At 73.4% G+C, this 19,214-nt stretch carries 16 protein-coding genes; 4 read left to right on the top strand and 12 right to left on the bottom strand.

The window, feature by feature from the left end; genetic code table 11:
* Positions 1–12: 12 nt before the first annotated feature.
* Positions 13–1,773, bottom strand: coding sequence for an ABC transporter transmembrane domain-containing protein (locus ACGF07_RS22150; RefSeq protein ID WP_392901364.1), 1,761 nt, complete (start codon positions 1,771–1,773; stop codon positions 13–15).
* A gap of 420 nt (positions 1,774–2,193) precedes the next feature.
* Between ACGF07_RS22150 and ACGF07_RS22145 the strand changes: the two genes are divergently transcribed.
* Positions 2,194–3,057, top strand: a complete 864-nt coding sequence (locus tag ACGF07_RS22145) for an aldo/keto reductase (protein ID WP_350740304.1) — start codon at positions 2,194–2,196, stop codon at positions 3,055–3,057.
* A gap of 268 nt (positions 3,058–3,325) precedes the next feature.
* Here the strand turns inward: ACGF07_RS22145 and ACGF07_RS22140 are convergent, their stop codons facing one another.
* Positions 3,326–4,192 carry a MarR family winged helix-turn-helix transcriptional regulator gene (locus ACGF07_RS22140; protein WP_350740301.1) on the bottom strand — a complete coding sequence of 289 codons (867 nt, stop codon included), beginning with the start codon at positions 4,190–4,192 and terminating at the stop codon, positions 3,326–3,328.
* Between the two features lie 401 nt (positions 4,193–4,593).
* Between ACGF07_RS22140 and fabG the strand changes: the two genes are divergently transcribed.
* Complete coding sequence (gene fabG, locus ACGF07_RS22135) at positions 4,594–5,376, top strand: 3-oxoacyl-ACP reductase FabG (RefSeq protein WP_350740299.1); 783 nt, start codon at positions 4,594–4,596, stop codon at positions 5,374–5,376.
* A 232-nt stretch (positions 5,377–5,608) separates the two neighbouring features.
* Positions 5,609–6,409, top strand: a complete 801-nt coding sequence (locus ACGF07_RS22130; RefSeq protein ID WP_392901363.1) for a phosphatase PAP2 family protein — start codon at positions 5,609–5,611, stop codon at positions 6,407–6,409.
* A 111-nt stretch (positions 6,410–6,520) separates the two neighbouring features.
* Here ACGF07_RS22130 and ACGF07_RS22125 read toward each other — a convergent pair whose 3' ends face one another.
* A complete protein-coding gene (locus ACGF07_RS22125) occupies positions 6,521–6,739 on the bottom strand; it encodes an I78 family peptidase inhibitor (RefSeq protein ID WP_392901361.1) in 219 nt (72 codons plus the stop codon).
* A 78-nt stretch (positions 6,740–6,817) separates the two neighbouring features.
* Here ACGF07_RS22125 and ACGF07_RS22120 point away from each other — a divergent pair, with 78 nt between their 5' ends.
* On the top strand, positions 6,818–7,090 hold the full coding sequence (locus ACGF07_RS22120; RefSeq protein WP_350740290.1) for a DUF6343 family protein: 273 nt from the start codon (positions 6,818–6,820) through the stop codon (positions 7,088–7,090).
* 88 nt (positions 7,091–7,178) lie between these two features.
* Here ACGF07_RS22120 and ACGF07_RS22115 read toward each other — a convergent pair whose 3' ends face one another.
* The 9 genes from ACGF07_RS22115 to hpnC form a co-directional block, all read right to left on the bottom strand.
* The gene (locus ACGF07_RS22115; protein WP_392901359.1) at positions 7,179–8,579 is read right to left on the bottom strand and encodes an aspartate aminotransferase family protein; all 1,401 of its coding nucleotides are present in this window, start codon (positions 8,577–8,579) and stop codon (positions 7,179–7,181) included.
* Positions 8,569–10,479, bottom strand: coding sequence for a 1-deoxy-D-xylulose-5-phosphate synthase (gene dxs, locus ACGF07_RS22110; RefSeq protein ID WP_392901357.1), 1,911 nt, complete (start codon positions 10,477–10,479; stop codon positions 8,569–8,571). Before dxs ends, ACGF07_RS22115 begins: the two co-directional genes overlap by 11 nt.
* A gap of 102 nt (positions 10,480–10,581) precedes the next feature.
* Positions 10,582–11,610: an adenosyl-hopene transferase HpnH gene (gene hpnH, locus ACGF07_RS22105; RefSeq protein WP_350749608.1), complete on the bottom strand. Its 1,029-nt coding sequence runs from the start codon at positions 11,608–11,610 to the stop codon at positions 10,582–10,584.
* Positions 11,611–11,612: 2 nt separating this feature from the next.
* Positions 11,613–12,293 (bottom strand): 1-hydroxy-2-methyl-2-butenyl 4-diphosphate reductase, encoded by a 681-nt coding sequence (locus tag ACGF07_RS22100; protein ID WP_392901355.1) that lies wholly within the window; start codon positions 12,291–12,293, stop codon positions 11,613–11,615.
* Positions 12,290–14,371 (bottom strand): squalene--hopene cyclase, encoded by a 2,082-nt coding sequence (shc, locus tag ACGF07_RS22095; protein ID WP_392901354.1) that lies wholly within the window; start codon positions 14,369–14,371, stop codon positions 12,290–12,292. Before shc ends, ACGF07_RS22100 begins: the two co-directional genes overlap by 4 nt.
* A gap of 7 nt (positions 14,372–14,378) precedes the next feature.
* Positions 14,379–15,467, bottom strand: a complete 1,089-nt coding sequence (locus tag ACGF07_RS22090) for a polyprenyl synthetase family protein (RefSeq protein ID WP_392901352.1) — start codon at positions 15,465–15,467, stop codon at positions 14,379–14,381.
* A 215-nt stretch (positions 15,468–15,682) separates the two neighbouring features.
* The gene (gene hpnE / locus ACGF07_RS22085; RefSeq protein WP_392901350.1) at positions 15,683–17,110 is read right to left on the bottom strand and encodes a hydroxysqualene dehydroxylase HpnE; all 1,428 of its coding nucleotides are present in this window, start codon (positions 17,108–17,110) and stop codon (positions 15,683–15,685) included.
* Between the two features lie 163 nt (positions 17,111–17,273).
* Positions 17,274–18,131, bottom strand: a complete 858-nt coding sequence (gene hpnD, locus ACGF07_RS22080; protein ID WP_392901417.1) for a presqualene diphosphate synthase HpnD — start codon at positions 18,129–18,131, stop codon at positions 17,274–17,276.
* Positions 18,132–18,172: 41 nt separating this feature from the next.
* Positions 18,173–19,108, bottom strand: coding sequence for a squalene synthase HpnC (gene hpnC / locus ACGF07_RS22075; protein ID WP_392901348.1), 936 nt, complete (start codon positions 19,106–19,108; stop codon positions 18,173–18,175).
* Positions 19,109–19,214: the final 106 nt, after the last annotated feature.

The raw sequence follows: 19,214 nt of genomic DNA, 5'->3' as shown, positions 1-19,214 counted from the left end.
CGGCTGCGGTGCTCATACCGGCGCGGCCTCCTCGTCGCGGGTGACCACGGCCCGGTAGGCCGGCTCGGTGCGCATCAGCTCGCGGTGGCGGCCGGTCGCGACCGCCCGGCCGTCGCGCAGCAGCACCACCCGGTCCGCCTGGTCGAGCAGCAGCGGACTGGTCGCGAACACCACGGTGGTGCGACCCGCCCGGGTGTCCCGCAGCCCGGTGGCGATCCGGGACTCCGTGTGGGCGTCCACCGCGCTGGTCGGCTCGTCCAGCACCAGGACCGGCGGGTCGGCGAGCAGTGCGCGGGCCAGGGCCAGCCGCTGCCGCTGCCCGCCGGACAGCGAGCGCCCGCGTTCGGTGATCCGCGCGAGCATCGGGTCGCCCCCGCAGTCCGGCGAGCCGTCCGCGAGCGCTTCCAGCACGTCCTCGCAGCGGGCCGCGGCCAGCGCCGCGGCGGCCGGCACCCGCCCGGAGGACGGGACGTCCAACAGCTCGGCCAGCGTGCCGGAGAGCAGCACCGGCTCCTTGTCGTGGACGAGCACCGCCGCCCGGGCCTCGGCCAGCGGCACCGCGTCGAGTTCCGTGCCGCCGAGCCGGACGGAGGGCTGCGCCCGCTCGCCCTCGGGCAGCGGGACGTGCCCGCCGAGCCGCTCGGCGAGCGCCCCGGCGAAGTCCGGATCCCCGCAGACCACCGCGGTCAGCTCGCCGGCCCGCGCGGTCAGCCCGGTCACCGGGTCGTGCAGGTCGGACGTGCCGGGCCGGCTCAGTACGGCGTCGGCCGTGCCGGTGGTGCGGCCGAGCGAGAGCACCCGCACGGCTCGCCCCGCGGAGACCCTGGCGACGCTCCAGGCATGTGCCGCCTCGCCGAGGATCCGCAGCGGCGAGGCCAGGAAGGCCGTCGCGCCGTACACGGCGATCAGGGTGCCGACGGCGAGCTCGCCGGAGGCCGCCAGCCGGGCGCCGTACCCGGTCACCCCGACCACGAACAGGCCCGGCAGCAGGACCTGTTGGGCCTGCATCAGGGAGGAGATCCGGGCCGAGCGGACCGCCGCCGACCGGACCTTCTGCGAGGCCTTCCGGTAGCGTTCCAGGAACAGCTCCTCACCGCCGATGCCGCGCAGCACCCGCAGCCCGGCGACGGTGTCGGCGGCCAGCTCGGAGGCCTTGCCGCCGAGCCGGCGCTGTTCCTCGTACCGCCGCTCGAACGGCTTGATCAGCGGCCAGACCGAGACGGCCAGCACCGGGACGCCGAGCAGCACCCCGACCCCGAGGACCGGTTCGGCCACCAGCACCACCGAGCTGACGGCCAGCCAGACGATCACGGCGGCCCGCACCCGGGCGACCAGTTCGACGTACCAGCCGATCCGCTCGACGTCCCCGCTGCCGACCGCGACCACTTCCCCGGTGGCGATCCGCCGGGACAGTCCGGCCCCGAGGTGCGAGGCCTGCCCCGCCACCAACTGGCGTACCTGGCAGGCGGCGTGGATCCAGTTCCAGACCGCCTGCCGGTGCAGCAGCACGGTGCCGAGCGCGGCGGTGGCGGAGAGCAGCAGCGCGAGCGCGCCGGCCCGCCAGATCCCGCCCGCGTCGCCGTCGACGGCGGCCTGGACGCCGTGCCCGAGCGCCACCGGCTGGGCGGCCTGGGAGCCCATCTCGATCAGCGCCCAGCAGGTGGCGCGGATCTGCCCGCGCCGCTGGGCGCGCTGCAGCCAGCGGAGGAAGGCCAGGGGTGAGGAGAGGTCGGGACTGCCGGGGTCGGCCAGCGGCAGGGGGGTGAGCGGCATGGCACTCCGATGCGGAGGGTGCGGACGTGCGGGGCGTTCCGGAGGTACGGCGACGCAGGGTTACGCGGGCGCAGGGGTCCGCGCGCGGAACCACGGGAGGGCGGCGAGTGCGGGGGACGAACCGACGGCGGGCCGGGCGGCCGGCCAGACCGCACGGCGACGCGGCAAGGTCTCCGAGCCCGGCGCCGGCGGCCGGACTGGCACGGGTCGGGCGCGAAGGGCCCTGGTCTCAGGAGGTCATGTCGGTGAGCCTGCCAAGCCCGGTGTGATCCACGCAACAGGTTTTTCCGGGGCCGCCCGCACCCGCCAGGCCGCCCCGGAGCGCCTGCGGGGATTCGCCCGAACGGCGGGAACAATCGTCGCCGGGTGCCAGTTGGCCCCACTGGAACCGGACACGACCAGGAGAGGGCAACCCTTCCCGTGAGCAACATCCCCAGCGTCACCCTGAACGACGGCGCCAGCATCCCCCAGCTCGGCTTCGGCGTGTGGCAGGTCCCGGACGGCGAGGCCACCGCCGCCGTCCGCACCGCGATCGAGGCGGGCTACCGCTCCATCGACACCGCCGCGATCTACGAGAACGAGGCCGGCACCGGCGCGGCGATCGCCGAGGCCCTCGCGGGCGGCGTCGCCCGTCAGGACCTCTACGTCACCACCAAGCTGTGGAACTCGGGCACCCGCGACTGGTCCGGCGAGCAGGGCCGCGACGCGGTGCTGCGCGAGTTCGACGCCTCGCTGGACAAGCTCGGCCTCGACTACGTCGACCTCTACCTGATCCACTGGCCGCGCCCGATGCACGGCACCTACCTGAACGTCTGGAAGGCCCTGGAGCAGCTGAAGGCGGACGGCCGGGCCAAGTCGATCGGCGTCTCCAACTTCGGCCCCGAGCAGCTCACCCGCCTGGTGGACGAGGCCTCGGTCGTCCCGGCGCTGAACCAGGTGGAGCTGCACCCGTACTTCCCGCAGGAGGAGCTGCGCGCCTTCCACGCCCGGCACGGCATCGCCACCGAGGCGTGGAGCCCGCTGGGCCAGGGCGGCGAGCTGCTGGCCGAGCCGGCGTTGGTGAAGATCGCCGAGAAGCACGGCCGCACGGTCGCCCAGGTGGTGCTCCGCTGGCATCTGCAGAGCGGCGTGATCGCCATCCCGAAGTCGGTCACCCCGTCCCGCATCCGGGAGAACCTGGACGTGACCGGCTTCGAGCTGGACGCCGAGGACCTGGCGGCCATCGCCGGCGTCGCCACCGGCAAGCGGATCGGCCCTGACCCGCAGGGCTTCGACTGGAACTGATACCGGACGCGGGGGCGCCGCCAGTCATGGCACGGTGCCCCCGCCACGGCCCGTCCCCGAGCCCCCGCCTGCGGCGGTTCGGGACGGGCCCCGGAAGGCGGTCCGTGAAAGACGGCCCTGGAAGGGTCTCCGGCCGACTGCCCGTCATGGGGAAGTACCGCCCGTCCCGAGCAGGGACGGGCGGTACTTCGGCGTACCCGGACTCACCGACGGACGCAGGCCTTCAGCCCGTTGGCGAATCGTTTTGCTGGCGTTACGGAAGCTTTGCCTAGAGCCTGGCCGCCTTGGCGATGAGCGCGAGCGCCATCTCGTGCTCCTCCTCCGGCAGCGGCGCGAGCAGCAGCCGCTGGACCTCGGCCACGCCCGCGGCCGACCGGTGGAGCAGGTCCTGGCCCGCCGACGAGAGCGACAGCAGGTTGCGGCGGCCGTCCGAGGGGTCACGCCGACGCAGCACCAGCCCGCGGCGCACCAGCCGGCTGACCATCTCCGCCATCGTGGCCTTGTCCAGCGAGGCCAGCTCGCCGACCGTGCGCTGGTCCGCGCCCGGTTCGAGCTCCAGCGCGTCCAGCACGGCGTACTGCGGAGCCGTCAGCTCGGCGCCGACGTGCTCCGACCAGAGCTTGGTGTGCACCTGCTGGCCGACCCGGATCAGGTAGCCGATCGCGCGCTGGGCGTCCAGTATCGGCCGCGCGTCCGAGAACACCGCGACCGCGGCGGGCTCCAGCCTGGCTATCTTGGCCATCACCCGGACGATCTCGATCTGCTCGTCCGGGCTGAGCGGCTCGAACAGCACGCGCTGCACGCGGACCACGCCGCCGGTGGCCTCGCGCACCGCCTGGGCACCGCTCTGCGAGAGCGCGAGCAGCTTGCGGCGGCCGTCGGCCGGATCACGCCTTCGCAGCACCAGGCCGCGGCGGACCAACCGCGCGACCATCTCCGCCATCGTGGCCTTGTCGAGCGAGGCGCGCTCGCCCACCGTCCGCTGGTCAGCGCCCGGTTCGAGGGCGAGCACCAGCAGGACGGCGAACTGCGGAGCCGTGAGATCGGCTCCGACGTGCTCGGACCACAGTCGGGTGTGGACCTGCTGTGCGACGCGAATGAGGTGTCCGGGCGACTGCTGCAGTCGCGCGGACACGCGGGTTGTCGGGATCTCCCCCAGCACCATGTATCCGTCCCGATGTCACACCCGGTGTGTGTGGGACACCCGGGTGGGGCAGTAACGGCGAGTGGGCGTCCAGCTATGAGGGAGGGCGCTCCAGCCGTGCAGCCGGTGGCTGCTGGCGGACACTATACAAACGGCGGGCCCGTGCTGGCAGGCAGGGGCGGATAGTAGACGCAGGTTCGGCGACATTGGCATATTTACGCGCTGCCAAGGCCTTGCAGTAACCCGTTCTCAGCAGAAAGCCGACCGGTCGGTCCTTACCGACCGTCACCTGCGCCTCTCCACCCTGGCCGCTTCCCCTACTCGCCGGTAGGGTGTGGGCACCCTCTCCGGGGGCACTCCCCGGAGGCACCCCGAGAGAGACGAGAGCGAGCATGACCGACGCGAGCACGACCGAGCAGAGCACCGCCCCCCGGGTCGCCGTCGTCACCGGCGCCGCCCGCGGCCTGGGTGCCGCCACCGCCGTCCGGCTGGCCGCCGACGGCTACGCGGTCGCGGTCCTGGACCTGGACGAGAGCGCCGGCAAGGACACCGTCGACCGGATCACCGCCGCCGGCGGCCGGGCGCTGGCCGTCGGCGCCGACGTCTCGGACGCCGAGCAGGTCCAGGCGGCCGTCGACCGCGTGGCGGCCGAACTCGGCGCCCCGGTCGTGCTGGTCAACAACGCGGGCGTGCTCCGCGACAACCTCCTCTTCAAGATGTCCGAGTCCGACTGGGACACGGTCATGAACGTCCACCTGCGCGGCGCCTTCCTGATGACCCGCGCGGTGCAGAAGCACATGGTCGACGCCGGATTCGGTCGCATCGTCAACCTGTCCTCCTCATCGGCCCAGGGCAACCGCGGCCAGGCCAACTACTCGGCCGCCAAGGCCGGACTCCAGGGCTTCACCAAGACTTTGGCCATCGAGCTGGGCAAGTTCGGGATCACCGCCAACGCGGTCGCCCCCGGCTTCATCGCCACGGACATGACGGCGGCCACCGCGGCCCGGGTCGGCATGGACTTCGAAGACTTCAAGCGGGCCGCAGCCTCTCAGATCCCGGTTCAGCGGGTCGGTCAGCCCGAGGATGTCGCCCACACCATCTCCTTCCTCGCCAGCGAGGGCGCCGGCTTCGTCTCCGGGCAGGTGATCTACGTCGCGGGCGGCCCCCTCGACTGAGCACCGAACCTACACAGGGTGACCACGGGGTGGGAAGCCGGGACGACCGGCTCCCCACCCCATTCGCTTTACCGAGGCTTTTGGAGAATCATTCGAAGGCCACACGGGCATTCGACGGCGGAATACCTGGAATCACTCCCCGGGCCACCCCTCCCCGACTCGATTGTCGATTTCCCGGGAAAATGACAATTCCCTCCGGAATGGCCCGGCCAGGATGGGTAAGGTCACCTCCGTGCAATCCAGAAGTACCGCCGCCCGCATTCCGCGACAGGAGCCGGAACGCCGCACCGCGGACGCCCGGGAACTCCCGGGGCCCGATCGCGCCCCCGCCCCGCTCGCCCCCGACCGGGGCGAGTTCGGCTGGCCCCCGATGAGCCGCCGCAGGGCCGCCCTGCTCGCGGCCACCTGCGGCGTCTACTTGCTGGTGCTGGCCGGAGTGCTGCTCAACACCGCCCTGGTCGACCTCGACTGGTCCGTCCGCCTGCTCCGCCCCTACGACCGGTGGCCGAGCCTGGAACCGCTGCTCGCCACCTGGGTGGTCGCCGGACAGCGCGGGCCCAGTGCCATCGCCGCCTTCGCGTGGCTCGCCTGGCGCGCCCGCCGCCTCGGCCGACTGCGCCCGCTGCTGGTCATGGGCGTCGCCCTGCTGCTGCTCAACATCACGGTCGGCGCGGTGAAGATCGTCACCGGACGGCTCGGTCCGCACTACGCCCAGTACGTCGGCTCGCCCGAGCTCTTCTCCGGCGGCACCATCTTCCCCTCCGGCCACACCGCCAACGCCGTGGTCACCTGGGGCGTACTGGCCTACCTCGCGGTCCGCTGGCGGCGCACCGGAGCGGTGATCGCCGCTGCCACCGCCTGCTCGATCGGCCTCACCACCGTGTACCTGGGCACCCACTGGGTCACCGACGTGCTGGCCGGCTGGGCCGCCGGACTGCTGGTGCTGCTCACCCTGCCGCTGCTGGAGCCGCTGGTCGCCACCGCCGAGCAACGCCTCCACCGCCGGTTCGCCCTCCGCCGGTTCGCGCCCTGACGCCGGCCCGTCCCCCGACTCCGGTCCGCCCCGACTCCGGTCCGTGCCCCGGCGCGGTCCGCCGTCGCGCCGACGCGTCCCACGACGAGCACCCGGGCCCGACCGGACCGACTACCCCTCCCAGCTGCGCTCGACCACGCCGTCCCGCACGGCGAGGTTGAGCCGCCCCGGCCGGTACTCCATGGTGATCATCTGCCCGTGCTGCAACACCCGGACCGCGGCCCAGCCGTGCCGCCGGGCCAGCTCCTCGGCGCGCTCGACGCGGAGCCCGGCGTACCCCTCCGCGTCCACGCCCCCCGCGTCCGCCCCCGCGTCGTCCGACCCCGTCATCGCGCCTCCCCAGGCCCCTGCCCCCGGACGTACGCTGGAATCGTAGCCCGTACCCGCGCGGCCCGGAGGTGATCGGCGATGCGCACTACCACCCCACGACGGTGGCGCAGCGGTACCGAGCCCGTCAACGCGCGCAGCGACCTCAAGCTCCGGTACCTGTTGTCGCTCACCTTCACTCCGCTCTTCCTGCTGGGCACCGTGGGCTTCGCCCTCTGGGCGGCCGCCTCCCCGGTCGACGGCGCCCCCAGCCGGGGCACGCTCACCGGCTTCGCCATCGCCCTCGGTGTGCTCACCCTGTTCGCCGCCGTCGATCTCGTGGTGGTGGTCCGGCGTCGCCGGACCGAGCTCTGACGCGGTGTCTCCCACGGAGTGGGAAGTCGGCCCGGCCGACTTCCCACTCCCGCTTCCCACTCCCGCTTCCCACTCCCCGCAGCAACCGTCAGCGGTTGCCGACCGCCTGCTTCACCAGCGTTCGCCCGAAGTCCCACATCAGGCCGTTCCCCCGGTGCGCCTCGTCCATGATCTCGGTGAAGGCGTCCATGAACCGGTCCACGTCGCGATCGGTGATGATCAGCGGCGGGATCAGCTTGATCACCTCCAGGTGGTCCCCGGACACCTGGGTCAGGATCCGGTGCCGCTGCAGCAGCGGGACGACCACCATCTGCGCGAACAACCCCTTGCGGGCCGCCTGCAGGGCCGTCCAACCGGTACGCAGCTTCAGTGACTTGGGGCGGCCGAACTCGATGCCGATCATCAGCCCGCGGCCGCGCACGTCGGCGAGCAGCTCGTACGTGTCGACCAGCGCGGACAGCCGTTCGCGGAACCGGTCGCCCACCTGCCGGGCGTTCTCCACCACCTTCTCCTCGCGCATCACCTCCAGGGTCGCCAGCCCGGCGGCCATCGCCTGGGCGTTGGACCCGAAGCTGGCCGAGTGCACCAGCACCCGGTCCATCGAGGAGTACACCTTCTCGAAGATCCAGCCCTTGCCGAGCGTCGCCCCGACCGGCACGTACCCGCCGGAGAGCGCCTTGGCCGCGCACACCAGGTCGGGGAGCACGCCCTCCTCGCTCTGGTAGGCGAAGAACTCGCCGGTGCGCCCGATCCCGGTCTGCACCTCGTCGCAGATCAGCAGCGCCTTGTGCTCGTGCAGCAGCTCCTGGGCCGCCCGCAGCCAGCCCGGCGGCGGCGCCTGGACGCCCTTGCCCTGGATCGGCTCGACGATCAGCGCCGCCACGTCGCCGCGCTTCAGCTCCTTGGCCAGCGCGCCGAGGTCGCCGAGCGGGACGGCGGTGTCCGGCAGCAGCGGGTCGAAGCCCTTGCGGAAGCCGCTCTCCCCGTTGACCGAGAGCGAGCCGGTGGTCAGCCCGTGGAAGGCGTGGTCGGCGTAGAGGATCCGCTTGCGTCCGGTGGCGTACCGGGCGAACTTGAGCGCCGTCTCGACCGCCTCGGTGCCGCTGTTGCCGAAGAACACCCGGTCCAGCCCCGGCGCGTACGACAGCAGCCGCTCGGCCAGCAGTCCGGGCAGCGGCGAGCAGTCGAAGCGGACCAGGTCCGGCAGGTCCAGGTCCATCACCTGCTGGATCGCCGAACGGACCACCGGGTGGTGGCGGCCCAGCGCGAAGATGCCGAAGCCGGCCAGCATGTCGAGGTACTCGTTGCCCTCGGCGTCGTAGAAGTACTGCCCCTCGGCGCGGTCGTAGTACTTGTCGAAGCCGATGGTGCGGAGCATCCGCGGCAGCTGCGGGTTGAGGTGGCGGCTGTGCAGCTCGTAGCGCTCCCGGCCGCGGTCGGCGAGGAGCGCGGCGAGGTCGAAGGCGGGGCGGTCTGGGTCAGCCGGCATGGCGCGGGTTCGCTCCTCGGGTCGGTAGCAGGTTCTTGGCGAAGACGGCGGTCTGGGCGGCGACCCCGGTGCCGGTCAGCCCGGCCTCCTCGAGGATCTCGCCGCGCGAGGCGTGCCCGAGGAACTCCTGCGGCAGGCCCAGCACGCGCACCGGCACGTCCACGTCGGCGTCGCGCAGCGCCTGGGAGACGGCCGAACCCACACCGCCGGTCCGGCCGTTGTCCTCCACGGTGACGACCAATCGGTGGGCGGCGGCGAGTTCGGGCAGCACCGGGTCGACCGGCTTGACCCAGCGCGGGTCGACCACGGTGGCGGTGAAGCCCTCGGCGAGCAGCAGCCGGGCGGCGTCCAGGCAGGCGGAGGCGGTGGTCCCGACCGCGACCAGCAGGATCTCCGGCTCGGCGCCGGTGCGCAGCAGGACGTCCGTCCCGCCGATCCGTTCGACCGCCGCGACGGCCGGTCCGACGTTCCCCTTGGGGAAGCGCACCACGGTGGGGGCGTCCTCGACCGCGACGGCCTCGCGCAGCTGGGCCCGGAGCTGGTCGGCGTCGCGCGGGGCGGCCAGCCGCAGCCCCGGGACGACCTGGAGGATCGACATGTCCCACATGCCGTTGTGCGAGGCGCCGTCCGGCCCGGTCACCCCGGAGCGGTCGAGCACGAAGGTGACGCCCAGCCGGTGCAGGGCGACGTCCATCAGGACCTGGTCGAAGGCCCGGTTGAGGAAGGTCGCGTAGACCGCGACCACCGGGTGCAGCCCTCCGGTGGCCAGCCCGGCGGCGCTGGTGACGGCGTGCTGCTCGGCGATCCCGACGTCGAAGGTCCGTTCCGGGTACGCCTTGGCCCACGGGCCCAGTCCCACCGGTTGGAGCATCGCCGCGGTGATCGCCACCAGGTCGGGCCGCTCGGCGCCGAGTTCGACGAGCTCCTCGCCGAAGACGGAGGTCCAGGAGACCCCGGCGCTGGGCGAGATCGGCAGGCAGGTGTACGGGTCGATCGGGTTGACGGCGTGGAAGCGGTCGGCCTCGTCCTGCTCGGCGGGCCGGTACCCGCGCCCCTTGACGGTCAGGCAGTGCACGATGACCGGGCCGCCGAAGTTGCGGGCCTGGCGCAGCGCCTGTTCGACCGCGCCCACGTCGTGGCCGTCGATCGGCCCGAGGTACTTCAGCCCGAGGTCCTCGAACATGCCCTGCGGGGCGAAGGCGTCCTTGAACCCCTTCTTGGCGCCGTGCAGCGCGTCGAAGATCGGCTGGCCGACCAGCGGGGTGCGCTGCAGCGCCTCCTTGCCGAGGGCGAGGAAGCGCTCGTAACCCCGGGTGGTGCGCAGGGTGGCCAGGTGGTTGGCCAGACCGCCGATGGTCCTGGCGTAGGAGCGCTCGTTGTCGTTGACGACGATGACCAGCGGCCGGTCGCGCGCCTCGGCGATGTTGTTGAGCGCCTCCCAGGCCAGCCCTCCGGTGAGCGCGCCGTCGCCGATCACCGCGACGGTGTGCCGGTCGTGCTGGCCGAGCAGCTGGGCGGCCTTGGCCAGCCCGTCGGCGTAGGAGAGCGCGGTGGAGGCGTGCGAGTTCTCGACCAGGTCGTGTTCGGACTCGGCGCGTGAGGGGTAGCCGGACAGCCCGCCGCGCGTGCGCAGCTTGGAGAAGTCCTGGCGGCCGGTGAGCAGCTTGTGGACGTAGCTCTGGTGCCCGGTGTCGAAGACGATCCGGTCGTACGGCGAGTCGAACACCCGGTGCAGCGCGATGGTCAGCTCCACCACGCCGAGGTTCGGGCCGAGGTGGCCGCCGGTGCGGGTGACGGCGTCGATCAGGAAGTCGCGGATCTCGTCGGCCAGCAACGGGAGTTCGACCGCGGGGAGCTTGCGCAGCTCGGCCGGGGACGTGACGCGGGAGAGCAGTGACATGGGTACACCTCACGACTCGAAGTGGTGCGGTGGTGCCCCCGCCGCTGGGGGCGGGGCCGGCCCGGGCAGCACGGCCCGGGCCGGACGGGAGCCCTGCCGGGCTCAGCGCCCGCGGTTGGCGCCGACGGTCTCGGTGATGGCGCGCAGCGACTGCTGGAGCGAGCCCATGGTCGCCAGGACGGCGGTCGGCTCGTAGCCGCAGTGGGCCATGCAGTTCTCGCAGCGCGGGTCCTTGCCGCGGCCGTACTTGCTCCAGTCGGTCTTCTCGACCAGCTCGCGGTAGGTCGGCACGTAGCCGTCGGCCATCAGGTAGCAGGGCCGCTGCCAGCCGAACAGCGAGTAGTTGGGGATGCCCCAGGGGGTGCACTCGAAGTCGGCCTTGCCCTCCAGGAAGTCCAGGAAGAGCGGGCTGTGGTTGAGACGCCAGCGGCGCCGGTTGCCGCCGGCGAAGGCCTTGCGGAACAGTTCCCGGGTCTGCTCGACGCCGAGGAAGTGCTCCTGGTCGGGGGCCTTCTCGTAGGCGTAGGCCGGGGAGATCATCATCTCGTCCACCTTCAACTCGTCGTTGAGGTAGTCGAGGACGTCGATGACGGTCTGCGCGGTGTCGGTGTTGAAGAAGGTGCTGTTGGTGGTGACCCGGAAGCCGCGCCGTTTGGCCTCCTTGATCGCGGCCACCGCCTCGTCGAAGGTGCCCTCCTTGGCCACCGACTCGTCGTGCCGCTCGCGCAGGCCGTCGATGTGCACGGCGAAGGTGAAGTAGGGCGAGGGCTTGAACTTGTCGATCTTCTTGCGCAGCAGCAGCGCGTTGGTGCAGAGGAAGACGTACTTGCGGCGCTCGACCAGTTGCCGGACGATCTCGTCGATCTGCGGGTGCATCAGCGGCTCGCCGCCGGCGATCGAGACCATCGGGGCACCGGACTCCAGGACCGCGCCGACCGCCTGGGCGACGGGCATCCGCTGCTTGAGGACGCCCGCGGGGTGCTGGATCTTGCCGCAGCCCTCGCAGGCGAGGTTGCAGGCGAAGAGTGGTTCCAGCTCGACGATCAGCGGGAACTTGTCCCGCCGCTTGAGCAGCTTCTGCTGCATCAGGTAGGTGCCGACCCGCACGGTCTGGCGCAACGGCATGGCCATGGCTAGCTCGCCTCCTGGGGGAGCGTCGAGGATGTGGGGTGGTTCAGGTCTGCGGAGCCGGTCGCGGGCTCCTGCCGGTACCAGTCGACCAGGGCGGGTACCGTCGCCCGCAGGGTCCGCCAGGCGCGCACCCCGGCCGGGAGGGTGCCGGGCCGCAGCAGTTCGCGCTCGGGGGTGTCCACCACCACCCGCAGGACGGCGACCGGGAGCACCGGACGGACCTCCCGCAGCGCGGCCAGCACGGCGGCGGCCTCCATGTCGACGGCGAGCGCGCCCTGGAGGTGCAGGGCCCGCCGCTCGATGCCGCGCACCACGTGGTCGGCGGTGTGGTGCACCCCGGTGTGCGCGGTCAGTCCGTGCACCTTGAGCGCCCGGGCCAGTTCCGGCCCGGAGTCGACCGGGTACAGGTGGCCCTCCGCGTCGCGCACCCCGTCGGCGGCGACCACGTCGCCCGGCGCCACGCCCGGGCCGACGGCGGCGCCGAAGCCGGCCACCACGACGGCGCCGTACCCGCCCGGCGCGGAGCCGAGCAGCCGCCGGACGGCCAGCCCGGCCCGCCGCCGGCCGACCCCGGTGCGCACCAGCACCGGGGGGCCGCCGGCGGCGCCGCGCCAGTCACCGCCGCGCAGGGCCCACACCTCGGGGCCCAGGGCGCAGAGCACGAGCAGCGGGGCGGTGGTCACCGCGCCGCCCCGATCGCCGGGGCACCGCTCGACCCCGTCCTGCCCGGGGCGCCGTGGAGGTAGCGGCCGAGCGCGGTGATGGGGAAGACCAGTCGGTACAGGTGGTAGTTGATGGAGAAGTCCCACGGGAACCCGGTGCCGGTGAACTGCGGTTCGTCCCAGGTGCCCTCGGGCAGCTGGGTGCGCACCAGCCAGTCCACGCCGCGCTCCACCGCCGGGTTGGCCCGGCCGTCCGGGCCCTCGCCGGCGGCGAGCAGCGCCATCAGCGCCCAGGCCGTCTGGGAGGCGGTGGACTCACCCCGCCCGGCCCAGCGCTCCGGGTCGTCGTAGGAGCGCATGTCCTCGCCCCAGCCGCCGTCGGCGTTCTGCCGGTCCTCCAGCCAGCGCACCGCCCGGCGGATCGCCGGGTGCTCGTCCGGGACGCCGGCCGCGACCAGTGCGGGCAGCACCGAGCCGGTGCCGTAGATGTAGTTGGTGCCCCAGCGGCCGAACCAGGAGCCGTCCGCCTCCTGGTTGCGCAGCAGCCACTCGATGCCGCGCCTGGTCCGCGGGTCCCGGGCCCGGCCGGTCTCGGCGAGCATCTCCACCACGTGGGCGGTGACGTCGGCGGACGGCGGGTCGACCACCTCGCCGAAGTCGCAGAACGGCAGCTTGTTGGGCAGCAGGCTGGTGTTGTCGACGTCGAAGGCGCCCCAGGCGCCGTTCTTGGACTGCATGCCGAGGTTCCAGAGCACGCCGCGCTCCACCGCCGCCTCGACCCTGGCCGGGTCGGGGTGGGCGACCCGCCGCAGCGCGAGCACCACCTCGGCGGTGTCGTCGATGTCGGGGTAGGTGTCGTTCTCGAACTCGAAGGCCCAGCCGCCGGGTGGCAGCGAGGGCCGCTGGACGGCCCAGTCTCCGCGCTTGCGGATCTCCTCGCCGAGCATCCAGTCGACCGCGGACACCAGCGCCGGGTGGTCGGCCGGCACCCCGCCGTCGACCAGCGCGATGGTGGCCAGGCAGGTGTCCCAGACCGGGGACTGGCAGGCCTCCATCCAGCGCATGCCGTCCTCGGTGTGCACGGTGAAGCGGTCGAAGGAGGCGAGCCCGGCCTTCATCACCGGGTGCTCCAGCTCGTAGCCCTCCAGGTGCAGGGCGATCAGTGAGTAGACGGCGGGGGGCTGGATGCCGCCCCAGCACCCGTCGGCCTCCTGCCGTTCGACGATCCAGCGGCAGGCCTGGGAGATGGCGAGGCGGCGCAGCGGCCGGAAGGCCCGGCGGTGGTAGGCGTGCAGTGCCTTGTCGAGGCGTTCGAACAGGCCGTCCCAGCTGGTGGCCGGGGCGAGCGGCCGCTCGGGGAAGGGGTTGTCCGGGTCGGTGTGCAGCTCGGTGAGCTGGAAGGGGGCCGGACGGACCGGCCGGTGGGCCGAGACGATGGTCAGCGGGACGATGGTCTGCCGGGCCCAGCAGCCGAACGCGTAGATGTTCAGCGGCAGCCACTTCGGCAGGAAGATGATCTCCGGCGGCATCTCCGGCAGCCGCTCCCAGGGCCACCAGCCGAAGAGCGCGAGCCAGATCCGGGTGAACACCCGGGCGGCCGCGATGCCGCCGGCCGAGCGGACGTAGCGCGCGGCGGCCAGCATGTGCGGGGCGTCCGGGTCGTCGCCGGCCAGTTTGAGGGCGACGTACGCCTCGACCGTGGTGGACAGCTCGGGCGGCCCGCCGTGGAAGGTGGCCCAGGTGCCGTCCTCCCGCTGCTGCGAGCGGATCCACTCGGCGGTGGCCCGGGTCTGGTCCTCGGTCCTGATGCCCAGGAACTGGCGCAGCAGTAAGTCCTCGGCGTCCATGGTGACGTTGGTCTCCAGGTCGCCCTTCCACCAGCCCTCGGAGGACTGCAGCGAGAGCAGGTGGGTGGTCGCGCGCGCCAGGGCCTCGCGCGCGTCGGCGGGCCGGAGAGCCGCTTCACCGGCCGGCCGGAGCTGGTCGGTGTCCTCGGGCTCCCACCGTCCGGTGCCCAGCAGGCCCGGGGGGCGGTCGCCCACCGCGACCGGCTCGGAATCGTACTCAGGGTCGAGCCGGCCGTCCGCGGTTGCTGTCAACGTAACGTCACCTCTCTCGTACCACCACGAATTCGGCGAGTGCGACGAAGTGCTCGCGCACCTCGTCGGACATGGGCACCTCGTCCAGGGCGGCGAGGGCAGTCGTGTGCTGGCGGCGGGCCTCCTCCCGGGTCCAGGCCCGGCCGCCGGCCTCCTCGATCAGCGCGGCCCGGGCGGCGAGCTCGGGCTCGCTCTCCTCGCCGCGGCCCTTCGGGTCCGCCAGTTCCTCGGCCAGCCGGCGCGAGGCCCGGCCGCCCTCGGCCAGCGCGGCCGCGACCGGCAGGGACTTCTTGCGCTGGCGCAGGTCGCCCCAGTGCGGCTTTCCGGTGACCTCGGTGGCGCCCCAGATGCCGAGCAGGTCGTCCACCGCCTGGAAGGCCAGGCCCAGGTGGTGGCCGTAGCGCTGGAGCGCGTCGGAGACGTTGTCGTCGGCCCCGGCCAGCACCGCGCCGATCGCCGAGGCGGCGGCCAGCAGCGCCGCCGTCTTGCCGCCCTCCATCTCCAGGCACTCGGCGACGGTGACGCTGTCGCGCTGTTCGAAGGCGACGTCCATGGCCTGGCCGTCGATCAACCGGCGGGTCGCCGTGGTGAGCAGTCGGACGGCGCGGGCGGCGTCGGTGGCGCCGGCGCCGCCGGTGACCGCGGCGTCCAGCAGGACCTCGGTGCCGAGCGTGGCCAGGGCGTCGCCGACCAGGATGGCCTGGGCCGGTCCGAAGACCGTCCAGGCGGTGGCCCGGTGCCTCCGGGTCTCGTCACCGTCCATCAGATCATCATGGAGGAGGGAGAAGTTGTGCACCAGTTCAACGGCGACCCCACCGGGCACGCCCGCCTCGGCCGGCGCGCCGGTCGCCCGGGCGGAGAGCAGCGCCAGCGCGGGCCGCACGGCCTTGCCGCCGTCCCCCTGCACCGGGGTGCCGTCCCGGTCGATCCAGCCGAAGTGGTACGCCGCGACGGTGTCCATCGGTGCGGCCAAACGGGCGACGGCGGCCCGCAGCGGCGGGGTGCAGAGCGTACGGCTGCGGGCGAGCAGCTCCGGCACCGAGACCGGTTCGGCGTGCGCCGTGCCTCCGACGGCGAAGCCGGTGCGTGACTCCACGTGCGTTCCCTCTCCCTCGTGGTGCCGGACCGCACGGGGCGGCCGGGTGCTGTCGGTGCGGCTGGTGTCGATGGTGATGGCGGCGGTGGTGCCGGTGGTGCTGCTGAGGCGAACGGTCCCGGTACGGTCGGCCCGGCCGATCGAGCCGATCGGTCCGATGCGGCCGACAGTACGCCCGTCGGCTCTGGCGGGCTCTCCGGCCGAGGGGCCCGCCGTCACCTGGGCCACCTCCCGTCGCCGCGGTCCACCGGCACCCGGGCGCCCGCCGCGGCGAGCGCGGCGTCGGCGGCCGCGTGGCCGCTGCGCACGGCGCCCTCCATCGTCGCGGGCCAGCCGGTGGCCGTCCACGAGCCGGCCAGCAGCAGGCCCGGGACGGCCGTCGCGGCCGCGGGGCGCAGTGCGGCGGTGCCGGGGGCGCCGTCGAAGGTGGCGGTGCGCTCCCTGGTGACGAAGAAGTCCAGCACCTCGGCGCCTGCGGCGGCCGGCAGCAGCCGGGCCAGCTCGGGCAGGTAGCGGCGGCGCAGTTCGGCGACCGGCAGGTCGATCTCGTCCTGGACGGCGGACTGCGAGAGCGCGAGGTACTGGGCGCCGGGGTGGGCCCGGCCCAGGGAGGTGCCGGCCAGGCCGGAGTGGGTGGTGCGGTCGAACACCCACTGGACCGGGGAGCCGAGCGCGGCGAAGAAGGGCCGGCGCAGCACCCTGCGGTCGTAGACCACGTGGACGTTGAGGATCGGGGCGGTGCCGAAGTCGGCCGGCCGCTGGGACACGGCGCCGGGCGGCAGCAGGTCGGCTGCGGTGTCCTGGGCGCCGGCCAGCACGACGGTGTCCGCGGTGAGCAGCTCACCGCCCTCCAGCCGGACGGCGTGTTGGGGCGTGGCGGGCTTGAGTTCCGCGACCCGGGCGCGCAGCCGCACGTTCACGCCGGCGCGCTCGAGTTCGGCGAGCGCCCGGTCGTGGTGGATCACGCCGAGCGGGACCGCGGCGATGCCGATGTCGGCGGCGCCCGGGTCGGAGAGCAGACCGGTCTTGAACACCTTGGCGGCGAGTGCCAGCGACACCTGGTCGGCCCGGGCGTTCAGGGTGGCGACGCCGACCAGGTCCCACAGCGCGGCCGTGGTGGCCTCGTTCTGCCCGTTGCGGCACAGCCACTCGCCGAAGGACAGCCGGTCCAGCGCCGGATCGTCGAGGTCCAGGCCCTTGAGGGCGAGCGCGCCGCGGACCACCCGGGCGCGGTCGGCCGGCGACAGGTGCGGGTAGCGGGCGAGGCTGGCGGCCAGGTGGAGCGGGACGGGCAGGCCGGCCCGGCGCAGCCGGCCGAGGGTGCGCACCGGGGCCGTGTCCGGGCCGGTGACCGAGAGCACCGGGACGTCCAGGCGGTCCTGGAGGTGGGTCATCCGGGTCGCGCCGAGGCGCTCCAGCAGGCCGCGGTAGGCGGTGCAGCAGCGCAGGAAGACGTGCTGGCCGTTGTCGACGGTCAGCTCGCCGCGCTGGAAGGAGAAGGCCAGGCCGCCGAGCCGGGGGCGCCCCTCGGCCAGGGTGACGTCGTGACCGGCCTCGGCCAGTCGCAGCGCGGCGGTGATGCCGGCCAGGCCGCCGCCGACCACCACGGCGGCCGGGCGCGCGGCATCGGCTCGCCCGGTCATCGGCCCTCCCCCTCGAAGTCGCTGGACCGCGCGGCGATCGCCGTACCCGGCATGCCGTCGGTCGGCGCCGTCGTCGTCGGCGCGGTCGTGGTCAACGTGGTCAACACGGCTCTACCCGGATGTGATTCCCCGCTGACACAGCGTGACAGAACTGTGGCAAGAATCAAGAACGCCCCCCGGCGAGCCCGGAAAGCGCCACGTACGCCTTCTCCCAGCCCGGCAGCGACACCCGGCCGCGCAGCACCGACTCCGGGTCGGCGGCGATCCGGCCGAGCAGCCGGTGGTAGATCCCGGCCATCGCGGCGGTGCAGGCCCGGCTGCGTCGGTCGAGCATCGGCAGCAGCCGCAGGCCCTCCTCGAACGCGGCCTGGGCGCGGGCCGCCTCGAAGGCCACCAGCCCGGTGAAGTCGGCGCCGACCGGCGGCTTGGACAGCGCGAAGCCCTGCTCGCAGCCGAACCGGACGAGGTCCTCGGTGGGCAGGTAGGTGCGGCCGTTCAGGGCGTCCTCGCGCAGGTCGCGCAGGATGTTGGTGAGCTGCAGGGCCAGGCCCAGGGTGTCCGCGTACCGGGCCCCGAGCTCCGGGTCCTCGCAGCCGTACACGCCCAGCGAGAGCCGGCCGATCGCCCCGGCCACGCAGCGGCAGTAGACCTTCAGCTCCTCGTACGTCTGGTACTCGGCGCCCTTGAGGTCCATCTCCACGCCGTCGATCAGCTCGTCGAAGCCGCCGAGCGGGATCGGGAAGCGCCGGGCCGCGTCGGCCAGCGCGACCTTGATCGGGTCGGTGTCGTCCTCGGCGACCACCCCGGAGCGGACCTCGTCCACCAGTTCCCGGGTGCGCAGCAGCGCCTCGGCCTTGCGGTCGTCCGGGAGGTCGCCGTCGCCGATGTCGTCCACCCGGCGGGCCAGGGCGTACAGGGCCGACATGGCCAGCCGCTTGGGCTCGGGCAGCAGTCGGATGCCGTAGCTGAAGTTGCGCGCCTGCATGCCGGTGACTGCCTCGCAGTACCGGTACGCCGCCATGACCTGGGCCGACGCCAGTGGTGATGCCGCCACTCGGGCGTTCACCTTCCCTTCGCGAAGATGGCCGCCGCCTTCGCTGCGAGGCGGCGCTTGTCCGGCTTCGCCCGCCGGGCGAGCACGTCGTACCCGGCGTCCTCGACGGCTGCCAGGGCCGCGTAACCGCCGGCGGTGAATCCCGCCAGGAGCAGTCGAAGCCTCCCCCGAACCGTACCTACCAGAGGTGCGCCGCGGTCGAGCAGGGTACGGGCCCGTTCGACCTCGAAGGCGATCAGTTCCCGCACCGCTCCGTTCGCGCTCGGGGCGGCGAGGTCGGCCTCGGTGACGCCGAAGCGGTCCAGGTCCTCGGTGGGCAGGTAGATCCGGCCGCGGGACAGGTCCTCGGCCACGTCCTGCACGTGCTCGACCACTTGGAGGCCGCTGCAGACCGCGTCCGACAGCGCGATCCGCTCGGGGGTGGAGGTGCCCGCGATGGCCAGCACCAGGCGGCCGACCGGGTCGGCGGAGAGCGTGCAGTAGCCGATCAGGTCGTCGTAGGTGGCGTAGCGGGCCGTGGTCTGGTCCACCCGGTTGGCCTCGATCAGACGGCGGAACGGCTCGGGCGTGAGGCACCGCCGCTCGACCATCGGGACCAGCGCCCGCAGCAGCGGATGGCGGGGCCGGTCCGCGCCGCCGCCGTGCAGGGCGGTCTCGAAGACCCGGTCGAGGTCGCGCTCCAGCCCGTCGAGCAGGGCGAGCCGGAAGGCGACCTCCTGCGGCGTCGGCGGGCCCGGCTGGTCCGAAGGGGTGGCGGGGGGCGGCTGGTCGACCCCGAGCAGGGCGGCGGTGCCGGCCGGGTCGGCCAGGTCGCCGTCGCCGGTGTCGTCGACCAGCCGGGCGAAGCCGTAGACCCTCATCAGGTCCTCGCGCCAGGCCGCGGGCACGAAGAACGGGGCGACCGGGAAGTTCTCCGCGCCCGCCTTCTCCAGGGTCTGTCCCACGGAAGGGTCCACCGGCGTATCTCTGGGCTGGGCCGAAGCCGACACTGCAGTCACTCCCCCGTTCTACACCGCTGGGTACCACCGGTCCGACTCGGACACGCGTCCG

Origin of the sequence: Kitasatospora sp. NPDC048194, from assembly GCF_043202455.1 — a bacterium.
GTDB lineage: Bacteria > Actinomycetota > Actinomycetes > Streptomycetales > Streptomycetaceae > Kitasatospora.
The sequence above is the reverse complement of the archived record's forward strand: the minus strand, read 5'-3'. Positions and strand labels throughout refer to the sequence as shown.

Excerpts from the sequence above, each read along its gene's own strand:
- dxs (WP_392901357.1), bottom strand. The coding sequence starts at position 10,479 with ATGTCACTGCTCTCCCGCGTCACGTCCCCGGCCGAGCTGCGCAAGCTC.
- hpnD (WP_392901417.1), bottom strand. The coding sequence starts at position 18,131 with ATGGCGGCGTACCGGTACTGCGAGGCAGTCACCGGCATGCAGGCGCGC.
- hpnH (WP_350749608.1), bottom strand. The coding sequence starts at position 11,610 with ATGGCCATGCCGTTGCGCCAGACCGTGCGGGTCGGCACCTACCTGATG.
- hpnE (WP_392901350.1), bottom strand. The coding sequence starts at position 17,110 with ATGACCGGGCGAGCCGATGCCGCGCGCCCGGCCGCCGTGGTGGTCGGC.
- ACGF07_RS22120 (WP_350740290.1), top strand. The coding sequence starts at position 6,818 with ATGCGCACTACCACCCCACGACGGTGGCGCAGCGGTACCGAGCCCGTC.
- ACGF07_RS22115 (WP_392901359.1), bottom strand. The coding sequence starts at position 8,579 with ATGCCGGCTGACCCAGACCGCCCCGCCTTCGACCTCGCCGCGCTCCTC.
- ACGF07_RS22150 (WP_392901364.1), bottom strand. The coding sequence starts at position 1,773 with ATGCCGCTCACCCCCCTGCCGCTGGCCGACCCCGGCAGTCCCGACCTC.
- ACGF07_RS22125 (WP_392901361.1), bottom strand. The coding sequence starts at position 6,739 with ATGACGGGGTCGGACGACGCGGGGGCGGACGCGGGGGGCGTGGACGCG.
- fabG (WP_350740299.1), top strand. The coding sequence starts at position 4,594 with ATGACCGACGCGAGCACGACCGAGCAGAGCACCGCCCCCCGGGTCGCC.